20 protein-coding genes are annotated in these 19,204 nt (G+C 47.6%); 16 read left to right on the forward strand and 4 right to left on the reverse strand.

Annotated features, from left to right (window positions below; all coding sequences use genetic code 11):
* Positions 1-2 precede the first annotated feature (2 nt).
* Together recN and spo0A are read left to right on the forward strand one after the other, a co-directional pair.
* Entirely contained in the window at positions 3-1,700 is a 1,698-nt protein-coding gene (recN, locus tag AC5LIL_RS06080; RefSeq protein ID WP_499825213.1) for a DNA repair protein RecN, read from the forward strand.
* Positions 1,701-2,432 carry a sporulation transcription factor Spo0A gene (gene spo0A / locus AC5LIL_RS06085; RefSeq protein ID WP_224861415.1) on the forward strand — a complete coding sequence of 244 codons (732 nt, stop codon included), beginning with the start codon at positions 1,701-1,703 and terminating at the stop codon, positions 2,430-2,432.
* A 655-nt stretch (positions 2,433-3,087) separates the two neighbouring features.
* Here spo0A and AC5LIL_RS06090 read toward each other — a convergent pair.
* On the reverse strand, positions 3,088-3,336 hold the full coding sequence (locus tag AC5LIL_RS06090) for a DUF2627 domain-containing protein (RefSeq protein WP_074033291.1): 249 nt from the start codon (positions 3,334-3,336) through the stop codon (positions 3,088-3,090).
* 135 nt (positions 3,337-3,471) lie between these two features.
* Between AC5LIL_RS06090 and AC5LIL_RS06095 the strand changes: the two genes are divergently transcribed.
* The 8 genes from AC5LIL_RS06095 to AC5LIL_RS06130 all read left to right on the forward strand — a co-directional run bounded on the left by AC5LIL_RS06095 (position 3,472) and on the right by AC5LIL_RS06130 (position 13,083).
* A complete protein-coding gene (locus AC5LIL_RS06095) occupies positions 3,472-5,109 on the forward strand; it encodes a sigma 54-interacting transcriptional regulator (protein WP_214782423.1) in 1,638 nt (545 codons plus the stop codon).
* Positions 5,110-5,230: 121 nt separating this feature from the next.
* Positions 5,231-6,127 (forward strand): phosphate butyryltransferase, encoded by an 897-nt coding sequence (gene yqiS / locus AC5LIL_RS06100; protein ID WP_214748064.1) that lies wholly within the window; start codon positions 5,231-5,233, stop codon positions 6,125-6,127.
* Positions 6,128-6,152: 25 nt separating this feature from the next.
* The gene (locus tag AC5LIL_RS06105) at positions 6,153-7,274 is read left to right on the forward strand and encodes a Glu/Leu/Phe/Val family dehydrogenase (protein ID WP_499825214.1); all 1,122 of its coding nucleotides are present in this window, start codon (positions 6,153-6,155) and stop codon (positions 7,272-7,274) included.
* Between the two features lies 1 nt (position 7,275).
* Positions 7,276-8,367: a butyrate kinase gene (gene buk / locus AC5LIL_RS06110; RefSeq protein ID WP_214782429.1), complete on the forward strand. Its 1,092-nt coding sequence runs from the start codon at positions 7,276-7,278 to the stop codon at positions 8,365-8,367.
* Complete coding sequence (gene lpdA, locus AC5LIL_RS06115; protein WP_499825215.1) at positions 8,351-9,760, forward strand: dihydrolipoyl dehydrogenase; 1,410 nt, start codon at positions 8,351-8,353, stop codon at positions 9,758-9,760. Before buk ends, lpdA begins: the two co-directional genes overlap by 17 nt.
* Before the next feature lie 12 nt (positions 9,761-9,772).
* Positions 9,773-10,780 carry a thiamine pyrophosphate-dependent dehydrogenase E1 component subunit alpha gene (locus tag AC5LIL_RS06120; protein ID WP_370148335.1) on the forward strand — a complete coding sequence of 336 codons (1,008 nt, stop codon included), beginning with the start codon at positions 9,773-9,775 and terminating at the stop codon, positions 10,778-10,780.
* Positions 10,780-11,757, forward strand: coding sequence for an alpha-ketoacid dehydrogenase subunit beta (locus AC5LIL_RS06125; RefSeq protein WP_214782433.1), 978 nt, complete (start codon positions 10,780-10,782; stop codon positions 11,755-11,757). Before AC5LIL_RS06120 ends, AC5LIL_RS06125 begins: the two co-directional genes overlap by 1 nt.
* A 12-nt stretch (positions 11,758-11,769) precedes the next feature.
* A complete protein-coding gene (locus tag AC5LIL_RS06130) occupies positions 11,770-13,083 on the forward strand; it encodes a dihydrolipoamide acetyltransferase family protein (protein WP_499825216.1) in 1,314 nt (437 codons plus the stop codon).
* Positions 13,084-13,124: 41 nt separating this feature from the next.
* On the opposite strand, the gene AC5LIL_RS06135 is transcribed toward AC5LIL_RS06130, so the two are convergent.
* The 3 genes from AC5LIL_RS06135 to AC5LIL_RS06145 form a co-directional block, all read right to left on the reverse strand.
* Positions 13,125-13,340: a hypothetical protein gene (locus tag AC5LIL_RS06135; protein ID WP_214748082.1), complete on the reverse strand. Its 216-nt coding sequence runs from the start codon at positions 13,338-13,340 to the stop codon at positions 13,125-13,127.
* 16 nt (positions 13,341-13,356) lie between these two features.
* Complete coding sequence (locus AC5LIL_RS06140) at positions 13,357-13,737, reverse strand: hypothetical protein (RefSeq protein ID WP_499825217.1); 381 nt, start codon at positions 13,735-13,737, stop codon at positions 13,357-13,359.
* A 118-nt stretch (positions 13,738-13,855) separates the two neighbouring features.
* Positions 13,856-14,629, reverse strand: a complete 774-nt coding sequence (locus AC5LIL_RS06145) for a sporulation protein (protein ID WP_499825218.1) — start codon at positions 14,627-14,629, stop codon at positions 13,856-13,858.
* A 99-nt stretch (positions 14,630-14,728) separates the two neighbouring features.
* Here AC5LIL_RS06145 and AC5LIL_RS06150 point away from each other — a divergent pair, with 99 nt between their 5' ends.
* The 6 genes from AC5LIL_RS06150 to AC5LIL_RS06175 all read left to right on the forward strand — a co-directional run bounded on the left by AC5LIL_RS06150 (position 14,729) and on the right by AC5LIL_RS06175 (position 19,188).
* Positions 14,729-15,913 (forward strand): class I SAM-dependent methyltransferase, encoded by a 1,185-nt coding sequence (locus AC5LIL_RS06150; RefSeq protein ID WP_499825219.1) that lies wholly within the window; start codon positions 14,729-14,731, stop codon positions 15,911-15,913.
* Between the two features lie 35 nt (positions 15,914-15,948).
* Positions 15,949-16,377 (forward strand): BrxA/BrxB family bacilliredoxin, encoded by a 429-nt coding sequence (locus AC5LIL_RS06155; protein ID WP_012726551.1) that lies wholly within the window; start codon positions 15,949-15,951, stop codon positions 16,375-16,377.
* 56 nt (positions 16,378-16,433) lie between these two features.
* The gene (locus AC5LIL_RS06160; RefSeq protein ID WP_074033280.1) at positions 16,434-16,775 is read left to right on the forward strand and encodes a DUF952 domain-containing protein; all 342 of its coding nucleotides are present in this window, start codon (positions 16,434-16,436) and stop codon (positions 16,773-16,775) included.
* A gap of 182 nt (positions 16,776-16,957) precedes the next feature.
* Positions 16,958-17,749 (forward strand): transporter substrate-binding domain-containing protein, encoded by a 792-nt coding sequence (locus AC5LIL_RS06165; protein ID WP_012726549.1) that lies wholly within the window; start codon positions 16,958-16,960, stop codon positions 17,747-17,749.
* A 60-nt stretch (positions 17,750-17,809) separates the two neighbouring features.
* Positions 17,810-18,469 carry an amino acid ABC transporter permease gene (locus AC5LIL_RS06170; protein ID WP_012726548.1) on the forward strand — a complete coding sequence of 220 codons (660 nt, stop codon included), beginning with the start codon at positions 17,810-17,812 and terminating at the stop codon, positions 18,467-18,469.
* Entirely contained in the window at positions 18,466-19,188 is a 723-nt protein-coding gene (locus AC5LIL_RS06175; RefSeq protein WP_214748098.1) for an amino acid ABC transporter ATP-binding protein, read from the forward strand. The genes AC5LIL_RS06170 and AC5LIL_RS06175 overlap by 4 nt, the downstream gene beginning before the upstream one ends.
* Positions 19,189-19,204: the final 16 nt, after the last annotated feature.

A 19,204-nucleotide genomic window follows, 5' to 3' on the forward strand; every position in this document is an offset into this window, starting at 1 on the left:
GTATGTTGGCAGAACTATCAATCAAACAGTTTGCGATTATCGACGAATTAAACATTCCGTTTAATCGGGGCATGACCGTTCTCACGGGTGAGACAGGTGCCGGTAAATCGATTTTGTTAGATGCGATTGGGTTGCTTGTTGGAGGACGTGGATCGAGCGAATTCGTTCGTTATGGTCAGGATAAGGCCGAAATCGAAGGAATGTTCATGGTTGAATCGGATCATCCGGTCATTGAGGCGGCCGAACAATACGGCATCGAAATCGAGGACGGGACAGTTATTTTGCGCCGAGACTTACATAGTAGCGGGAAAAGCGTCTGCCGTGTGAATGGGAAGATGATGCCACTCTCGACGCTACGTGAATTCGGTCGCTTGCTTGTAGATATTCACGGTCAGCATGAGCATCAACACTTGATGGACTCAGAATTTCACTTAGGCATTCTCGACCATTATGCCGAAAAGGAAATCGCTCCATTATTAGAGGAGTATCAGACAGCGTACGCAGCTTGGAAGCAAGTCGCGGATGAACTGAAGCGACTCAGTCAAAGTGAACAAGAGCTTGCACAGCGCATGGACTTATTATCGTTTCAAACGAAAGAAATTGAAGCGGCTGAACTAAAAGAGGGTGAAGAACAGGCGTTAATGGAAGAACGGGATGAATTAGCGAACTTTGAACGCATTCATCAACACATTCGCATGTCTTATGAGGCGGTCGCGGAAGATTCGAACGGACTTGACCAAATTGGGGTCGCAATGCGCGAGATGGAAGAAGCTTCTCAATTGTCCTCTTCCCTCGCATCTGTGTCAGAGACAATCTCGAATGCTTATTATTTGCTCGAAGATGCGAAATTTCAGTTACGAGACCAACTCGACTCACTTGAGTTCGATCCGATTCGGTTAGATGAAATCGAGTCGCGTCTAGCGCTGTTCCAACAGCTCAAGCGGAAATATGGCACGACAATCGAAGAAGTCATCGCTTACGGTGAACAAGTATCCGATGAATTGAAATCGATGACGAATCGTGAGGAGTTGCTGCAAACACTGTCAGAAGACCTTTTGCGATTAGAGAAAGTCGCAAAAGAGGCAGGCGCACGACTGTCAGCGTCACGTAAAGCGGCGGCTGAGTCCCTTCAGCACGACATCCATCGAGAATTGAAAGAATTATATATGGAGAAAACAGCGTTTGAAGTCCGATTCCGAACGACGCCATTAAAACAAGACGGTCTTGATGATGTCGAGTTTTATATGATGACGAACGTCGGGGAACCATTCAAGTCACTTGCAAAAGTGGCTTCAGGTGGTGAACTTTCCCGTGTCATGTTAGCTCTTAAATCAATCTTTTCCCGCACGGTCGGAGTCGCATCGATTATCTTTGATGAAGTCGATACAGGAGTATCAGGGCGTGTCGCACAGGCGATGGGAGAAAAAATCTTCCGTCTGTCTGTCGGGTCGCAAGTGTTGTGTATCACGCACTTAGCTCAAGTTGCTGCAATGGCAGATCAGCACCTATATATCACGAAGACGGAAACAGACGACCGGACGAAGACAAACGTTGCCACTCTCGACCGCGAGAGCCGGATTGACGAGCTAGGTCGAATGATTGCTGGTATTCAAATGACAGACTTGACGAAGCAACATGTTGAAGAGTTGCTCGAAATGTCACAGCAAGTAAAACAGAAGTTCATCAAAGGAGTGTCATAAGTGATTACATTATGTATTGCGGACGACAATCGAGAAATCGTCGATTTGTTGAGCCGACAACTAGAATCTGAGCCTGATCTCCGTGTCGTTGGAACAGCGCACGATGGTGAAGCGTGCTTGGAGGTCGTCAAGACACACCAACCGGATGTACTCTTACTCGATATTATTATGCCTCATTTGGATGGAATCGGAGTATTGCAACGTTTACATGAAGAGTTCGGGGATGATAAGCCAGAAGTGATCATGTTGAGTGCGTTCGGAAAAGATGAAGTGACGAAACAAGCGGTTCAATTGGGTGCCTCTTACTTTCTCGTCAAACCTTTCAACATCCAACAACTATTGACGAAAATTCGTGAGTTGTCGGATGGTGCGAATCGCGAATTCGAAGGAATGTCTCCAGACGAAATTGAAATTTCGCTCTTGCTCCAACAGCTTGGGATTTCTCCTCGAATTAAAGGGTTCAAGTATATCCGCCAAGCCGTCATTTACGTACGCGAGCGTCAAGATTTGCTTGGATTGATTACGAAGGAATTGTATCCGATGGTCGCAAAAGAGCATGATACGACTTCGTCACGTGTAGAGCGGGCGATGCGTCACGCCATCAAGACGGCGTGGGAGAATGGCATGCGCGATCATGAGATGTTTGAAGGGCGACCTGAGCGTGAGCGGAGTCCGAAGAACTCGGAGTTCATTTCATATTTCGTCACCTACTTGTCGTTTAAAAGCAACTGAATCGTTCAAAAGGACTAAGCCGTTTGATGGTTTAGTCCTTTTTGTAAAATAATCAATAAAAAATTTATTTACTTTATGAAAGAAAGCGCTTGCAAAACGAGAGTGTTTTGTTATAATAAAGGTGTACCAAGTTACTTGGACAAGCGTCAGATGAACGCTTTTCAAACTTGTTCCGGAGCAATGTTTGAAGAAACAAAATCATCTCGGTTCGCTATCCGACAATAGCTCAGAGGTGGGAACGACATCTCAAGTCGTTAATGTCCCGACGTGAGGTCGCGACAGTCGCTCATTCGCGAGACGATTCTATCATCAACTCGAAGCTAGGGGTTGATATAGGAAAAACGAATCGTTCAGTTAACCAAAAGGAGTGTTGTCAACCGTTGAATAGTTTATGGCAAGCGTTCGACTTCACGATGGATGGTTGGACATGATCCGATAACAAAAAAAGTTAGTAACTCGAATGGAAGTGTTCCGTTCACGCAAGACGGCAGTTACTAAAGTTCTTTCATACTTCTTCATTAAGAAGACGTTGGATCTCATGTCAATGGAAGTAAAGCAGTTGGAAAGGAGATCATCCGTAGTGATCACAATTCAATACGAATAAAAGGTTCCGCACTTGAAATGAAGTCAAGTTAGGGAACCTTTTTTTGTGCGCTTATGAGTCGAGTCGTTGAACTTTACCTGTTTTTTTGTCACGGTTAAATATATAGCCAGCTACAAATCCGATCCCGCCCATGGCGAGCAGAAGTCCAAAAGTCCCCTGCAACATGGAGGCGGCAGCGAGTGAATCAATCCATGTGAATGGTCCACTCGTCTTCAAAAAGAAGCTATCACGAAGTAATTTGATTCCGTAAACACCGAGTAAACCAGGGACGATTAAGATTAGAAGCGCGATGAAACGCATGCAATCTCCTCCTTTACCATACATTATTTTAACAGAAATTCATTCATTCCACACTGTCTATTTTTAGACGGCTTGCGCATCATGTTTGGATTCAGTAGCATGAAGATGAGAAGAGAGAAAGATGGGGGTATTCGTATGAATAAACGGTTGATGATTGTCGGGGCAGGAAAAGGGGGGACGGAAGTTCTGAACATGTTGATGGACTCTCCGCTTGCTACAATCGTGGCGGTCGTGGACTCCGATGCATCGGCTGAAGGAATCGCACTTGCCAAAAGTTATGGAATTGCCGTGACGGACAATTGGACAAAATATGCGGATGCAGCATTGGACTTTGTCATTGAGACGACAGGGCAGCATCAAACGTTTGAAGAGTTGAAGGATCATTATCAAGACGCAGTTGTGTTGCCGGGAGAGTTTATTCGAATCGTTGTCGAGCGATTGAAACAGAATCAACAGATGCTTGAGGCAATCATCGAGTGTACGAGTGAGGCGATTTCGGTAGCCGATCATCACGGCAACACCATATTGATCAATCCGTCTTACACACGATTGACGGGATTCAAAAAGGAAGATGTCGTCGATAAGCCTGCCACTGCCGACATCGGGATGCAGGAGAGTGTACATTTGAAAGTATTATCGACGGGGCAGGGTGTTCGAGATATTCGGATGCAAATCGGGGCGACGCGACGTGACATCCTTGTAAATGCCGAACCGATCATCGTTGAGGGGAAATTGCGAGGTTCGGTCGGCGTCATTCGAGACGTGTCTCAAATACGTGCGCTGCGTGATGAATTACAAGAAGCGAAAACACGCATTCGAAATCTAGAGGCGAAATATCAGTTTGCCGATATCATCGCGACAAGTGATACGATGCGATTCGTCATCGATCAAGCGAAATTGGCAGCTGTGACCCCGGTGACAGTATTGATTCGCGGAGAATCGGGAACAGGAAAAGAACTGTTCGCCCATGCCATTCATGGGGAGTCCCCTCGGAAATTCAAAAAGTTTATCCGGGTAAACTGTGCAGCCATTTCACCCACGCTTCTCGAAAGTGAACTGTTCGGATATGAAGATGGTGCGTTCAGTGGTGCGAAGCGTGGTGGAAAGACAGGTTACTTTGAGGAGGCAGACGGCGGCTCGCTCTTTTTGGACGAAATCGGAGAACTGCCACTCGATGTCCAAGTGAAGCTTCTGCGTGTCCTTCAAGAAAATGAGATTGTACGAGTCGGAGGGACGACGGCGATTCCGATTGATGTCCGCATCATCGCTGCGACGAATGCCGATCTTGAACAGAAAGTGGCAGATGGGACCTTCCGTGAAGATTTGTACTATCGCATCAATCGCATGCCCATCCATATCCCTCCCCTTCGTGAACGGTTGAATGAACTCGAGGCACTTTGTGACCGGATCATTCGAAAGTTAAATCAAGAATATGGTCGGAGTGTTCAAGGGGTGGATGAAGATGCCCTCATGCTTCTAAAAAGTCAGCATTGGAAAGGGAACGTCCGAGAACTTGAGAATGTGATTGGTCGGGCGATGATTTATATGGCGAGCGCGGAACAATGGATTGCTCCACATCACTTACAATTATCACCTCGCACGCCAACTCAGAAAGTCGTCGAGTCTCGAACGCTCCATGAGGCGGTTGCGAAATATGAGCGCGATTTGATTGAACGAACAATCGAAGAAACTGGTGGAAATAAGTCAGAAGCTGCTCGTCGTTTAAAAATTTCGATTCGGACTTTATATAATAAATTAGAAACCATGCAATAAAATGCATGAACTTTTATGCATGGTAAGCATTTATTTGCATGGTCATCCGCATAATAAAGCGCTTACAATTTAGGAAGCAAACTTGCTTATGTTATATTGTAGAGAGCAAGGGGGGACAATGATGAATTTTGAACGGATGCTGACGAACGCAAAACAACTAGAGGGTTGTACGGTATCCATTGCGGGGGCAGCGGATGAAGAAGTAATCCGAGCCGTAAAACTTGCCACAGATCATGGATTGTCACGTTTCATTTTATTTGGTGAAGCCCGGGAAATCCGAAAGTTATGTGAACAGTATGGAATCGATGAGTCAGACGTCGATATTTTACATGCAAAAGGTGACGTAGAGATTGCCAGACGTGCTGCACTAGCCGTGAAAAACAAAGAGGCGGATGTGCTCATGAAAGGGATGGTGTCGACATCGACATTCATGAAAGCCGTCCTCAATCGAGAGGCCGGTCTTCGGACGAACCGTACACTCAGTCATATCGCACTCTTTCAAATTCCAAATCGGGAAAAATTGATTGGTGTGACCGATGCTGCAATCCATATCGCGCCAACGCTCGAAGAAAAGGTCGAAATCATTCATAATGCGGTAGAAGCGATGCATGACATCGGTTACGAATCGCCAAAAGTCGCAGCGATTGGGGCTGTTGAGGTTGTCAACCCTCAGATGAACGCGACGCTCGATGCCGCATTGCTCAGTCAGATGAATCGTCGGGGACAAATCAAAGGCTGTATCGTAGATGGACCGCTTGCCCTTGATAACGCGGTCGATATGGTTGCAGCGAAACAAAAAGGAATTAATAGTGAAGTGGCGGGGCAAGCAGATTTATTAGTCGTACCGTACATAGAGGTCGGCAACGTCCTTTATAAATCAATCATGTATTTCGCAGAGGCGAGCGTTGCGGCGATTGTCGTTGGCGCATCTGCCCCTGTCGTATTGACGAGTCGTGCCGATACAGCGGAGGCGAAACTTTATTCCCTCGCATTCGCTTTGTTACATGCCAAAAACTAATCGTACTTAACAGGAGGAATTGATCATGATGGAAACAAACACAGAACCACGCTTCCGTATTTTTGATGTCTTACAATCTGAGGATTACGAACAAATCGTATTTTGCCAAGACCAAGCTTCTGGGCTAAAAGCAATCATTGCGATCCACGATACGACGCTCGGTCCAGCACTTGGCGGACTTCGCATGTGGAATTATGAGTCAGAGCAAGAAGCGCTCACAGACGTGTTGCGTCTCGCAAAAGGAATGACTTATAAAAATGCTGCGGCTGGTCTCAACCTTGGAGGCGGGAAGGCTGTCATCATCGGAAATGCCAAGAAGGACAAGTCCGAAGCTCTCTTCCGCGCATTCGGTCGTTACGTACAATCACTCAGCGGACGTTACATCACTGCTGAAGATGTGAATACGACGGTTGCTGACATGGACTTCATCCATATGGAGACGGATTACGTCACAGGAGTCAGCCCTGCTTTCGGTTCAAGTGGTAACCCTTCACCAGTAACGGCGTATGGTGTCTACCGCGGTATGAAAGCCGCTGCGAAATGGAAGTTCGGAACAGACTCACTCGCAGGGAAGACGGTTGCCGTGCAAGGTGTCGGTAACGTAGCCTACAACTTATGTCGTCACCTCCACGAAGAAGGCGCGCATTTGATTGTGACAGACATCAACGAAGAAGCGCTCAAACGTGCAGAAGCAGACTTTGGTGCGACGGTCGTCAAACCAGATGAGATTTATGCAGTCGAGTGTGACATCTTCGCTCCATGTGCACTCGGTGCAGTCATCAACGACAAAACGATTCCACAATTGAAAGCACAAATCGTTGCGGGTGCCGCAAACAACCAATTGGCGGAAGATCGTCACGGGGATGTGCTTGACGAGAACGGAATCCTCTACGCGCCAGACTTCGTCATCAACGCTGGAGGTGTCATCAACGTCGCGGACGAACTTGAAGGTTACAACCGTGAACGGGCAATGAAGAAAGTCGAACTCATCTATGACAACATGATGCGTGTATTTGAAATCGCGGAGCGTGATGGAGTACCGACGCACGTGGCGGCTGACAAGATGGCCGAAGAACGGATTCACATGATGGCACGTTCACGTAGTCAGTTCCTTAAAGTTGAAAAAAGTATTCTAGGGAGACGCTAAGATGACAAAACGGCTAATTCTTGCGATCAACCCAGGGTCGACCTCGACAAAAGTTGGATTGTTTGATGGGAAGGAAGAAGTGATGACACGTACGGTCCGCCATGAGATTGACGTGACCGGTCTCAGCCTTCCTGAGCAGTTACCTCATCGTGAGCAAGAAGTGCGTGCCTTGTTAGAAGAGACTGGCATCGCGGTCAATGATTTGACCGCGATTGTCGGTCGTGGTGGTTTGCTTGCACCGATGACATCAGGAACGTATACCGTCAATGATTTGATGCGAGAGGACTTGACGAGCGGAAGATTCGGAATGCATGCGTCTAACCTCGGTGGATTGATTGCATCCAAAATAGGAGAGATTGAAGGAATCCCAAGTTTCATCGTTGACCCTGTCGTTGTCGATGAGATGCATGAGTTGGCAAGAAAGACCGGGATGGCCGACATCGATCGCCGTAGTATTTTTCATGCCCTGAATCAAAAAGCCGTCGCCAAACGCTTTGCGACTGAAAATGGAAGCGATTACAATGAGCTGAATTTGATTGTCGCTCACTTGGGCGGAGGGATTACGGTCGGTGCGCATCAGCATGGCCGCGTCATCGATGTGAACAACGGACTAGACGGTGATGGACCACTTGCTCCAGAACGGGCAGGCTCAATTCCTGTTGGACAGGTAGTAGAACTATGTTATAGTACCAGGTATAAAGAATCGGAAATGAAAAAGAAAATTGTCGGTCAAGGTGGGTTGTTCGCACACCTCGGTACATTCGATGCGATTGAGATTGAGCAACGGATGGAATCGGGAGATGATGAGGCGAGACTCCTTTATGAGACGATGGCTTATCGTGTCGCACAAGAAATTTCAAAACATGGTGCGACGCTCAGTGGTCGAGTGGATGCCATCTTATTGACAGGTGGAATCGCTTATTCTGACTGGCTGACTGACAAGATTAAAGAGCGTGTCGCATTCCTCGCGCCGGTATACGTTTATCCAGGTGAAGATGAATTGAAAGCCTTGGCAGAAGGTGCACTTCGCGTCATCGAGAAGGAAGAGACCGCAAGAGAATATGAGGGGGATACACATGGCACGAGAATTTGATGTTGTCGTCATTGGTGGAGGACCAGGAGGATATGTGGCTGCGATCAAGGCTGCACAGGCTGGTAAATCTGTCGCAATCGTCGAGGCGAGAAAATTAGGCGGCACCTGCTTACATAGAGGTTGCATCCCTACGAAAGCTCTTCTAAAAGCTGCCCATGTCTATCAAACGGCGAAACAGGGGGCAACGTACGGCGTAGAAACGGGAAGTGTGACGTTCAATATGGAACGAGCCCAAACGTATAAACGCGATCTTGTGGCTGGTCTTGAAAAAGGAATCGAGCACTTGATGAAACAAGGAAAAATTGAAGTGTTTCACGGAAAAGCCTCGATCCTTGGACCAAGTATCTTCTCGCCACAACCTGGGACCGTATCCGTTGAAGATGAAAGCGGTGAGTCAGAACTCATCTTGCCAAACCAATTGATTATCGCAACAGGTTCGATTCCGCGTGAACTTCCTGGATTGCTGTTCGATCACGAACGTATCTTAAACTCGGACGACCTCCTCAATTTTGAGACACTACCTGAATCGATTGCGATTGTCGGTGGTGGTGTCATCGGAGTCGAATGGGCGTCCATGCTCGTCGATTTAGATGTGAACGTGACGTTGATCGAAGTAGGAGATCGATTACTTCCACTTGAGGATAAGGCGGTCTCTCGCGAAGTAGAACGTCTACTGAAAAAACGTGGCGTACGTGTGAAGAAGAGCGTGACGGTCGACGCTGAACGAACATTGATTCACGAAAATGCAGTGGAGCTTGCTGTCGGGGAAGAGATGTTACAAGTAGACTGTGTCCTCGTTTCGGTTGGCCGAGTTGCCAACACGGAAGACTTAGGACTTCAAAACACTTCCATCGTCGTAGAGAACGGGATCATTCAAGTCGATAGTCAGTATCGGACGAAAGAACGTCATATCTTCGCAATCGGGGATTGTATCGGAAAATTACAACTCGCTCACGTCGCGTCTGCAGAAGGCGTGAAGGCGGTCGAAACGATTCTTGGACTTGAACCAACACCACTTGATTACGCGCTCATCCCACGTTGTGTATACAGCGTCCCTGAAGTCGCTTCGGTCGGCTTGACGGAAGAGGCGGCAAAAGATGCCGGACATGATGTGAAGACGGGGACATATCGATTCAACGGACTCGGGAAAGCGCGAATTGAAGGACAAGCAGACGGATTCGTCAAACTCGTTTCGGACAAAGAAACAGATGACCTTCTCGGTGTTCATATCGTCGGACCGAAAGCGACTGAACTCATCACAGAAGGTGGACTCGCGCTCGTCTTGAACGCGACGGCTTGGGAGATGGGACAACTCGTGCACCCACACCCTGCATTGAGCGAAGCCTTCCAGGAAGCGGCACTTGCCGTCGATGGATTACCGATTCACGCCTAAGGAGGAACAAGGATGGAACAGATGACTGTAAACTCATATGAAGAGCTTGGTTTAACCAAGCAAGATTTATTGGCGATGTATGAAACGATGGTACGCGCCCGTAAGATTGATGAACGGATGTGGAAGTTGAACCGCGCTGGGAAAATTCCGTTCGTCGTTTCATGTCAAGGACAAGAAGCTGCACAGGTCGGTGCGGCGTTCGCGCTCGAGAAAGGAATCGACTACGTCTTGCCATACTATCGTGATGTGGCGGTTGTTCTTCACTTCGGTCAAACATCAAGAGATTTGATGTTATCGGCATTTGCGAAAGCGGAAGATCCGAACTCGGGTGGTCGTCAGATGCCTGGTCACTTCGGCTCGAAAGAACATCGCATCGTGACGGGTTCATCTCCGGTTACGACACAAGTCCCTCATGCGGTCGGGATTGCACTTGCGGCGAAGATGAAAAAAGAAGAACTCGTCACGTTCGTCTCGTTCGGAGAAGGCTCTTCGAACCAAGGTGACTTCCACGAAGGGGCAAACTTTGCTGGCGTCCATAAATTACCGGTCATCTTGTTCTGTGAGAACAACAAGTATGCGATTTCGGTACCACTTACAAAACAGTTGGCATGCGAACGTGTATCAGACCGTGCAAAAGGTTACGGCATGCCAGGTGTGACAGTCGACGGGACAGACCCGATTGCTGTATATGCGGTCGTGAAAGAAGCGCGCGAACGTGCACTTCGCGGAGAAGGACCGACGCTCATCGAAGCAGAAGTCGAACGTCTCGTACCACACTCATCAGATGATGATGACAAGGCATACCGTTCAGCTGAAGAATTGGCTGGATTAAAAGAGCGGGATGGCATTCAATTGTTCCGTCAACGACTTGTAAACGACGGAATCGCAACGGCGGATACACTTGCCGAAATCGATGCACAAATCGATGCTGAAGTGAATGAAGCGACGACATATGCAGACAAAGCACCGTACGCATCACCTGAATCTGCATTGGATTACGTCTATGAGGAGGAAAAATGATGAAAACGTTTATCGAAGCGATCAATGAAGCGATTCATGAGGAAATGGAGCGCGACGAAAACGTCTTCGTCGTCGGGGAAGACGTCGGCGTACGTGGTGGTGTATTCCGTGCCACACAAGGCTTGATTGAGAAGTATGGAGAAGATCGTGTCATCGACGCACCGCTCGCTGAAAGTGCGATTGCCGGTGTAGGAGTCGGGGCTGCCATGTACGGCATGCGTCCGATTGCAGAAATGCAATTCGCAGACTTTATCATGCCAGCAGTGAACCAAATCGTATCGGAAGCGGCAAAAATTCGATACCGCTCAAACAACGACTGGACGTGTCCGATGGTCATCCGCGCTCCTTTCGGTGGTGGCATTCACGGGGCACTCTATCACTCGCAATCTGTCGAGGCGATGTTCAGTTCGACGCCAGGTCTTAAAGTCGTCATTCCATCAGACCCAGTCGATGCGAAGGGCTTGTTGAAAGCAGCAATCCGTTCGAACGACCCTGTCCTCTTCTTCGAACATAAGCGTGCTTATCGTCTCTTGAAGGCGGACTTGCCAACGGATGAATACACGGTTGAAATCGGTAAGGCTGCTGTCAAACGTGAAGGTGACGATATCACAATCATCACGTACGGTCTTTGTGTCCATATGGCACAAGAAGCTGCGAAAACACTCGAAGAGGAAGGAATCAGCACGCATATTCTTGATCTTCGTACCGTCTATCCGCTCGACCAGGATGCAATCATCGAGTCGGTCAAGAAGACCGGTAAAGTGTTACTCGTGACAGAGGACAACAAAGAAGGAAGCATCATCGGAGAAGTAGCGGCGATTATCGCAGAGAAGGCGCTCTTTGAACTCGATGCGCCGATTGAACGCTTAGCGGGTCCTGATGTGCCGGCTATGCCATATGCACCACCGATGGAAAAATTCTTTATCGTATCCCCAGAAAAAATTGCCGAGCGGGCGCGTCAGCTCGCCGCGTTTTAAGGAGGCGCCTCCATGGAACAAACGATTACAATGCCCCAACTTGGGGAGAGTGTGACAGAAGGCACGATCACGACCTATCTCGTCAAACCGGGCGATCGTGTGGAAGAGTATGAACCACTCGCGGAAGTCATGACGGATAAAGTGACGGCCGAGATTCCGGCGACTAGTGCGGGAGTCGTCAAAGAATTTCTCATTCCAGAAGGGGAGACTGTCAGCGTCGGGACACCGGTATTGACGATGGAAGTTGAAAGGGCGGAGGAAGCTGTAGTTGAGACGAAGACCGAACCGATTGCAGAAACGACACCTGCAGAACCCGTCTCTAAGCAAGCGGTCGCCACTACTCCGAAAAAACAGAGTGGAAACGGTCGATATTCTCCTGCCGTCATCCGACTCGCCAATGAGAACAACATCGATTTGAATGAATTGAGCGGAAGCGGTCTAGGCGGTCGGATCACGCGGAAAGACATTCTTCGTTACTTATCAGAAGGACGTCCTGCATCAACTCCTGAGAAAGCGACACAAGCACCTGTCCAAGAGACAATGGTACAAACAAAAATGGATGTTCCGACTGAGGCACCACGTCCTGTCGTCGAGCCTTCACAACCAGCTGCCTCGACATCTACAGGTCGATACGAAACGATTCCGACAGCTGGTGTGCGTCAGGCGATTGCGAACAATATGGTTCGCTCGAAGCATGAAGCGCCTCACGCATGGCTCATGATTGAAGTCGATGTGACGAACCTCGTCGAGGCACGTGCGAAGTTAAAAGATGAGTTCATGAAGCGGGAAGGCGTCAAATTGACGTTCATGCCATTCTTCATGAAAGCGGCCATCGAGGCGCTTAAGAAGTATCCGATGATGAACTCGGAGTGGGCAGGCGATCACATCAAAGTTCACCAAGACATTCACCTTTCTGTGGCCGTCGCAGCAAACGATGCCCTCTATGTACCAGTCATTCGCCAAGCGGATGAGAAGAATATCAAAGGACTCGCTGTGGCGCTTCAAGACGTGGCATCACGTGCGCGTGAGAATCGCTTGAAAGCTGAAGAGATGCGGGGCGGGACGTTCACGATCAACAACACAGGGGCGTTTGGTTCAATCCAATCGGCACCAATCTTGAACTACCCACAAGCGGCAATCCTATCGGTCGAATCAATCGTGAAACGTCCGGTCTGGATGAACGGAATGTTCGCGGCACGCGATATGGTCAACCTTTGTATGTCGGTCGACCATCGTGTCCTCGACGGTCTCGTCGCAGGGCAATTCTTGCAAGCAATCAAACAATCGCTCGAGTCGATCGACCCGGACACATATACCGTATATTGATTAAAAAAATGGAGGCGCTCCCAGTGGGGCGCCTCCATTTTTCATGAGTTATAGCCAAGGAATACCGTGAAGACGAAGCTTGCGGCTGAGATCAGTAAGAGAAGGAACGACAAGGACATGCCTATTGTGACGAGTCCTTTGGAGAGTCGTTGTTTGGATTTATAGAGTGAAAATGCAAACACGAGACTGAATAGGCCGAGCGTCGCGAATAGTGTAAGCGGGATTGCTCGGTCTTGGAGTAACTGAAGTAAATCCAACGTTGAATCATCCTTTCTAATCAAGCGCCTTCTGAAATCGTCGTTGATAGGCAAGATACGTCAATCTGCTGATCACGACGAACAGGAGCAGGAACATCCAGTATATGAAGACATAGTTTAATGAAAATGCAGAGACCCCATCATGTCTGACCGAAGAAATCCAAAGCAAAAGGAGTGAGGCAGGGAAATGAATCAATAGTACAAGATAGGGCATGAACTTCATGAAGGATAAGGCGTTTGACGACGGATTGCGCATGAGACACATGGCAATCAAACCAATCAACACTTCGAACCCACCAAGCGTGAAGAAAGCGAGTGAATCAGAAAGACTAGTCTCTAGAATCGGTAAGGCAAGCGTTGCAAGACCGAAACTCCCAATCATTATTAAAGCAAACAAGATGTAGTCACCTCCATAAAAGGGTTGATTCCATATGTTGATTGTAAAATAATGGATTATCAAATTCAATACCTCAGAAAAACACGCCATTCATAGAAATGGCGTGTCGGTGAGTTCCTTAAAGCGATTGTTCAATTATCGATTCGATGTCGCGACGAACTTCAGCTGGTGACAAACGTGCGACATCATAGCGGACACGATGTGTCGATTCGTCCGTTCCCGTCAAATCAGCGAAAAGACTACCGAAATCGTGGACACTGCGGTCGACTTGTATGAGTAATTCAATCGAATCCTCTTCTTGTAAGATGACGACTTCGACTTCATCTAACTGACGCCCAAAACGTGAGCCGTTCGCTGAATATTCGAGTTCTTGTGCAATCGGAAGACGACCTGAACGATGGCGTGCCGGGAGCATCTCTGTATCAGCCTTTTTTAGGCGGAAACCGAGCTCGTCCATCGCATCTAAAATGATTTGTTGTGCCGCGTTCGGTTGTACGGTAATCGCATCTTCATCTTTTGGGTCGACGGCTTGGGCGATATCAAGCCCGGTCTCAATCCATGATTTCGATTGACTGACAGAGAGTGGGGTATTGAACGGAACGTTGACCGTGAACGGGATCTCTTTCACTTCTCCTGGCCCGATCATAAATGGAGCCTCATTCAATAAAATCTTTTCGATTGTGAACGTCGAGTATGTCGACTTATCGTTGACCTCATGTTTATACAGCGTGTTAAAGAACAGATAGATGCTGTCGACCGATTGCTCGACTGAACCGCCCTCTACATGGACCACTCCATTAAGTTCACCACCTGGTGTGCAATGGCTTTCATTCAAGCGTGTGTCGACTTTTGCGGCACCGATTCCGATTGATGATAAAATCTTTTTAAACATATGTGTATCCTCCTTTGACGTAACGTCGTCTTCGTGTAATAGTATGTACGGACAGGTGAAACGATATGTTTCAAAATTTCTAAAAAAGGATTGAATCCATTGGAATATAAAGCGTTACAAGAACGTCTCGAAGACGTAATCCAATCAAATCATCTCGTGTCGGCGACAATCAGTCAACCCCGTCAAAAATCAAGTGATCTCAGACGGGTCAAATTGAAACCGGTCATGCTTCGGAATGCATACCACATCCAATTTGAATATCAGTACGAACGGGTGATGAACCATAAAAACTTACCACCAGATGAGGCTGTAGAAGAATTGTTCGACCTACTTGAAACGTTCAGACAGGGGCAGTTTCAATTAAAAGAGTCTGACCTTCAATTTCAGTTATCCAAAAAATTTAAAGTGACCTTTAAAGAGAGACAGACAGCTCAAAAAGAAATTCAGTTGAGCCACAATCGGGAAAAACAATATGTGCTACCACTTGACGAACCAGTCCCATTCTTAATTCGACTCGGCATTCAGTCGAGTGATGGGAAAGTGAAGCGTCAAAAGTATGATAAGTTTAAACAAATCAACCGCTTCCTTGAGTTCATTGAGGACTCGCTTAAACACTTGCCGACAGACCGTACCGTCCGAATCTTGGATTTCGGTTCAGGGAAGTCGTATTTGACGTTCGCGCTCTATCACTTTTTACACGAGATGAAAGGGTATGATGTCCATATCACGGGTCTCGATTTGAAGAAAGAAGTCATCGAAGAATGTGCATCGATTGCGAAAGACTTAGGATATGAGCGACTTGAGTTCTTAGTTGGAGACATCAATGAATATGAAGGGGAGACAGCTGTCGATATGGTCGTGACGCTTCATGCATGTGATGTGGCGACCGACATGGCATTAGCCCGTGCCGTCCGTTGGGGGGCGAAAGTCATCTTGAGCGTCCCTTGCTGTCAGAAGGAGTTAAATCGTCAACTTCAAGCTCCGAATCTAGACGTGATGCTCCAGCACGGATTGATCAAAGAACGGTTCGCCTCGCTCGCGACAGATTCGATTCGGGCAGAACTTCTTGGACTTGTTGGCTATGAGGCTCAGTTACTTGAGTTCATCGACCTCGAGCATACGCCAAAGAACATCATGATTCGTGCCTATTGGACGAATCGTGTAGCGAGTGATGAGACGAAGGCTCGTTACCTCGCCTTTAAACAAATGTTACAGGCAGATCCGTTCTTAGAACGTGAATTGAGCGATAGACTTGTCCTTGAGGTAGAACAAGACGTAAAATAAGGGAGTATAGACGAAATGTCGAAAGGGGAAACAACATGGATTTTCAATTATATTTTCAAGATGTAGTCGAACAAGCGCGTAACGAAGTGCGTGCTGCAGGATACACAGAGCTCACGACACCGGAAGAAGTGGACGGGGCACTGAAAAAAGAAGGGAAGACACTTGTACTCGTTAACTCGGTTTGTGGTTGTGCAGGCGGGATTGCTCGTCCGGCCGCGGCTTACGTAAACAAGATGGAAGGCGTCAAACCTGACCATTTCGTGACCGTGTTTGCAGGTCAAGACCGTGAAGCAACAGATCGTGCACGTGAGTATTTCGAAGGATATGCACCGTCTTCACCATCGATTGCCCTCCTCGAGGATGGAAACATCGTGACGATGGTAGAGCGTAGTGAAATCGAGTCGTCAACTGCTGAAGAACTTGTCGACCAATTACAAACATTGTTCGATATCTACTTCGCATAATCAAGCATCGGCGCAAAGGCAATGCCTTTGCGCTTTTGTGAAAAGGGGCAGTGTATATGGAACCAGTCATCAAAATTATGACGGAGGCAGAGTATATGATTGCCCTGTCACGCGGTGAGATCAATGAACCGTCGCTTCAATCGGAAGGGACGATTAAATGTTGCACACCGCAACAGATCGGAAAGGTCGTCAAAGCGTCGTATCCGGGAGAAGCGGTCGTGCTCGTCTCCCTTTACGTCAATCGTCTTGGCCAACTGTTACATTATGAGTTAGATGAGGACGGGGAACGTTATCCGCACGTGTATAGTGCCATCCCAATGTCATCCGTCAAACAAGTCCAACCATATGGGTCTCGCGACAATGGAACGGTCACATATTTCGCTTTCGAGCGAATGTGACCTTCTTTTTTTGCATAAAATGCATGAATATACTTTACAAGTAATAATTATGTGTATATAGTGGTTGAAGACACAAGTCGGACAACTGATGTGTCCTAGAACAATTGAGCTACGTTCACACATATGTCATAATTTTGTTAAAGTTCTGATAATTATCATTCAACTATGAAAGGGAGATGAAGATGAAAAAAGGTTTTCTAGCATTATGTTTAGCAGGACTGGCCGCGTTCTCAGTCGCATGTGGGGCAGACGTGAACGAAGGAGGATCGACATCGACCGATGGTGAGGATGACAAAGTCATCGTCATGGGTACGAGTGCCGATTACTTCCCGTATGAATTCGTCGACACAGCGAACGGTGACGAAATCGTCGGATTTGATATCGACATCGCCAAAAAAGTGGCAGAAAACATGGGATATGAATTGAAAATTGAAGATATGGACTTCGGAAGCTTGCTCGGAGCCCTTAACGCGGGTCGTGTCGACTTCGTCATGGCTGGTATGACACCGACAGAAGAGCGTAAAGAAAATGCTGATTTCTCGGATATCTATTTCACAGCGGTGAACTTGATCTTATCAAAAGATGATTCGCTTCAATCACTTGAAGATTTGAAAGGCAAAAAGATTGGTGTCCAGCTTGGTTCGATTCAAGAAGGAATCGCACAGGATCAAATCACAGACGCTGAAATCGTCTCATTGAACAAAATTCCTGAGATCATCCAGGAAATCAAGACAGGACGTATTGACGCAATGGTCATCGAAGATACGGTCGCGAAGAAATACCTCGAGCAAGACAGCGAATTGACAACATTTGAAATCGTGGACGAAGAAGAAGCGGGCTCTGCTGCTGCCTTCCGTAAAGACGATGAACTCCGCGATCAATTCAACGAAGAGTTGAAGAAGATGATCGACAGTGGAGAAATCGAAGAGTTAGCACAAAAATGGTTTGAAGAAGAGGCTGCACCAGCCGAATAATGAATCGTACGAGGCTGACTGAAGATGAATCGGTCAGCCTTTTTTTAGGAGGAACTTACAATGGATTTTAGCCGGATTTATGATTCGATCCCTTACATACTTGAGGGGATCCCAGTCATGTTCCAGGTGGTCATCGTCTCGGCATTGATCGGGATCTCACTTGGTATTGTCGTTGCAACACTGAAAATCGTACCGAATCGTCTCATCAACTTTATTGGACATGCATACACGGCTGTATTCCGTGGGACGCCACTCATCTTGCAACTTGCCATCATTCACTTCGGGTTGCCGCAATTGACTGGCTATATCACGACACCGTATCAATCGGCAGTCATCGCCTTCTCATTAAACTCAGGGGCGTATATTTCAGAGATTATTCGTGCTGGTATTCAAGCGGTCGATAAAGGCCAATGGGAAGCATCTGATGCCTTAGGTGTCCCATACGTCAAACAATTACGTTCAATCATCTTGCCGCAGGCGTTCAAGAACATCTTGCCCGCCCTCGTCAACGAGATGATCACGTTGACAAAAGAGTCGGCCCTCGTCTCGACGGTCGGCGTACTCGACATCATGCGCCGCGCACAGATTGTCGGTGGGCAGAAGGCGATCTACTTCGAACCGCTTCTATTCGCCGGTGTGATATACTTTACGATAGTGATGATCTTGACGTATCTTGGACAACGTCTAGAAAAACGGTTAAGAAAGAGTGATGGAAGATGATCGAAGTTAAAGACCTACACAAACAATTTGGTGACTTAGAAGTATTGAAGGGAATCACGACGACGATTGAGCGTGGTGAAGTGGTCGCCGTCATCGGACCGTCTGGGTCTGGTAAATCGACATTTCTGCGTTGCTTGAACATGCTAGAAATCCCGACGAGCGGGACGGTCAGTGTGGATGGATTCGAACTTACGAAAAAAGGGGCGAACGTCGCGAAGGCTCGCCAAAATATCGGGATGGTGTTCCAACAGTTCAACCTCTTCCCGCATATGAGCGTATTGGACAATTTGACGTACGCACCGGTCAACGTCTTGAAAGTTAGTAAGACTGAAGCACTCGAACGTGCGAAAAAATTGCTCGAACGTGTCGGTCTCTCTGAGAAAATCGACGCCTACCCGAGCCAATTATCGGGTGGACAAAAACAACGTGTCGCGATCGCACGTGCTTTGGCGATGGAACCAAACGTCATGTTATTCGATGAGCCGACTTCGGCACTTGACCCTGAGATGGTCAACGAAGTACTCGATGTCATGAAAGGGTTAGCTGAGACAGGGATGACGATGGTTGTCGTCACACACGAAATGGGCTTTGCTCGTGAAGTGGCAGACCGTGTCCTCTTCCTTGACGAAGGAATTTTGATGGAAGAAGGAAAACCTGCCGACTTGTTGTTGAACCCGCAGACAGACCGTGCGAAACGTTTCTTAGAAAAAGTGTTGTAATCTGAACTTAAGAAGG

It is taken from the genome of Exiguobacterium sp. RM11 (genome assembly GCF_059821525.1).

Bases quoted from the DNA above. Each gene is read 5' to 3' on its own strand.
- AC5LIL_RS06130 (WP_499825216.1), top strand. From the start codon at position 11,770: ATGGAACAAACGATTACAATGCCCCAACTTGGGGAGAGTGTGACAGAA.
- lpdA (WP_499825215.1), top strand. From the start codon at position 8,351: ATGGCACGAGAATTTGATGTTGTCGTCATTGGTGGAGGACCAGGAGGA.
- AC5LIL_RS06160 (WP_074033280.1), top strand. From the start codon at position 16,434: ATGGAACCAGTCATCAAAATTATGACGGAGGCAGAGTATATGATTGCC.
- recN (WP_499825213.1), top strand. From the start codon at position 3: ATGTTGGCAGAACTATCAATCAAACAGTTTGCGATTATCGACGAATTA.
- AC5LIL_RS06090 (WP_074033291.1), bottom strand. From the start codon at position 3,336: ATGCGTTTCATCGCGCTTCTAATCTTAATCGTCCCTGGTTTACTCGGT.
- AC5LIL_RS06170 (WP_012726548.1), top strand. From the start codon at position 17,810: ATGGATTTTAGCCGGATTTATGATTCGATCCCTTACATACTTGAGGGG.
- AC5LIL_RS06145 (WP_499825218.1), bottom strand. From the start codon at position 14,629: ATGTTTAAAAAGATTTTATCATCAATCGGAATCGGTGCCGCAAAAGTC.
- yqiS (WP_214748064.1), top strand. From the start codon at position 5,231: ATGAATTTTGAACGGATGCTGACGAACGCAAAACAACTAGAGGGTTGT.
- AC5LIL_RS06125 (WP_214782433.1), top strand. From the start codon at position 10,780: ATGAAAACGTTTATCGAAGCGATCAATGAAGCGATTCATGAGGAAATG.
- AC5LIL_RS06120 (WP_370148335.1), top strand. From the start codon at position 9,773: ATGGAACAGATGACTGTAAACTCATATGAAGAGCTTGGTTTAACCAAG.
- AC5LIL_RS06155 (WP_012726551.1), top strand. From the start codon at position 15,949: ATGGATTTTCAATTATATTTTCAAGATGTAGTCGAACAAGCGCGTAAC.
- AC5LIL_RS06095 (WP_214782423.1), top strand. From the start codon at position 3,472: ATGAATAAACGGTTGATGATTGTCGGGGCAGGAAAAGGGGGGACGGAA.
- AC5LIL_RS06175 (WP_214748098.1), top strand. From the start codon at position 18,466: ATGATCGAAGTTAAAGACCTACACAAACAATTTGGTGACTTAGAAGTA.
- AC5LIL_RS06165 (WP_012726549.1), top strand. From the start codon at position 16,958: ATGAAAAAAGGTTTTCTAGCATTATGTTTAGCAGGACTGGCCGCGTTC.
- AC5LIL_RS06105 (WP_499825214.1), top strand. From the start codon at position 6,153: ATGATGGAAACAAACACAGAACCACGCTTCCGTATTTTTGATGTCTTA.
- buk (WP_214782429.1), top strand. From the start codon at position 7,276: ATGACAAAACGGCTAATTCTTGCGATCAACCCAGGGTCGACCTCGACA.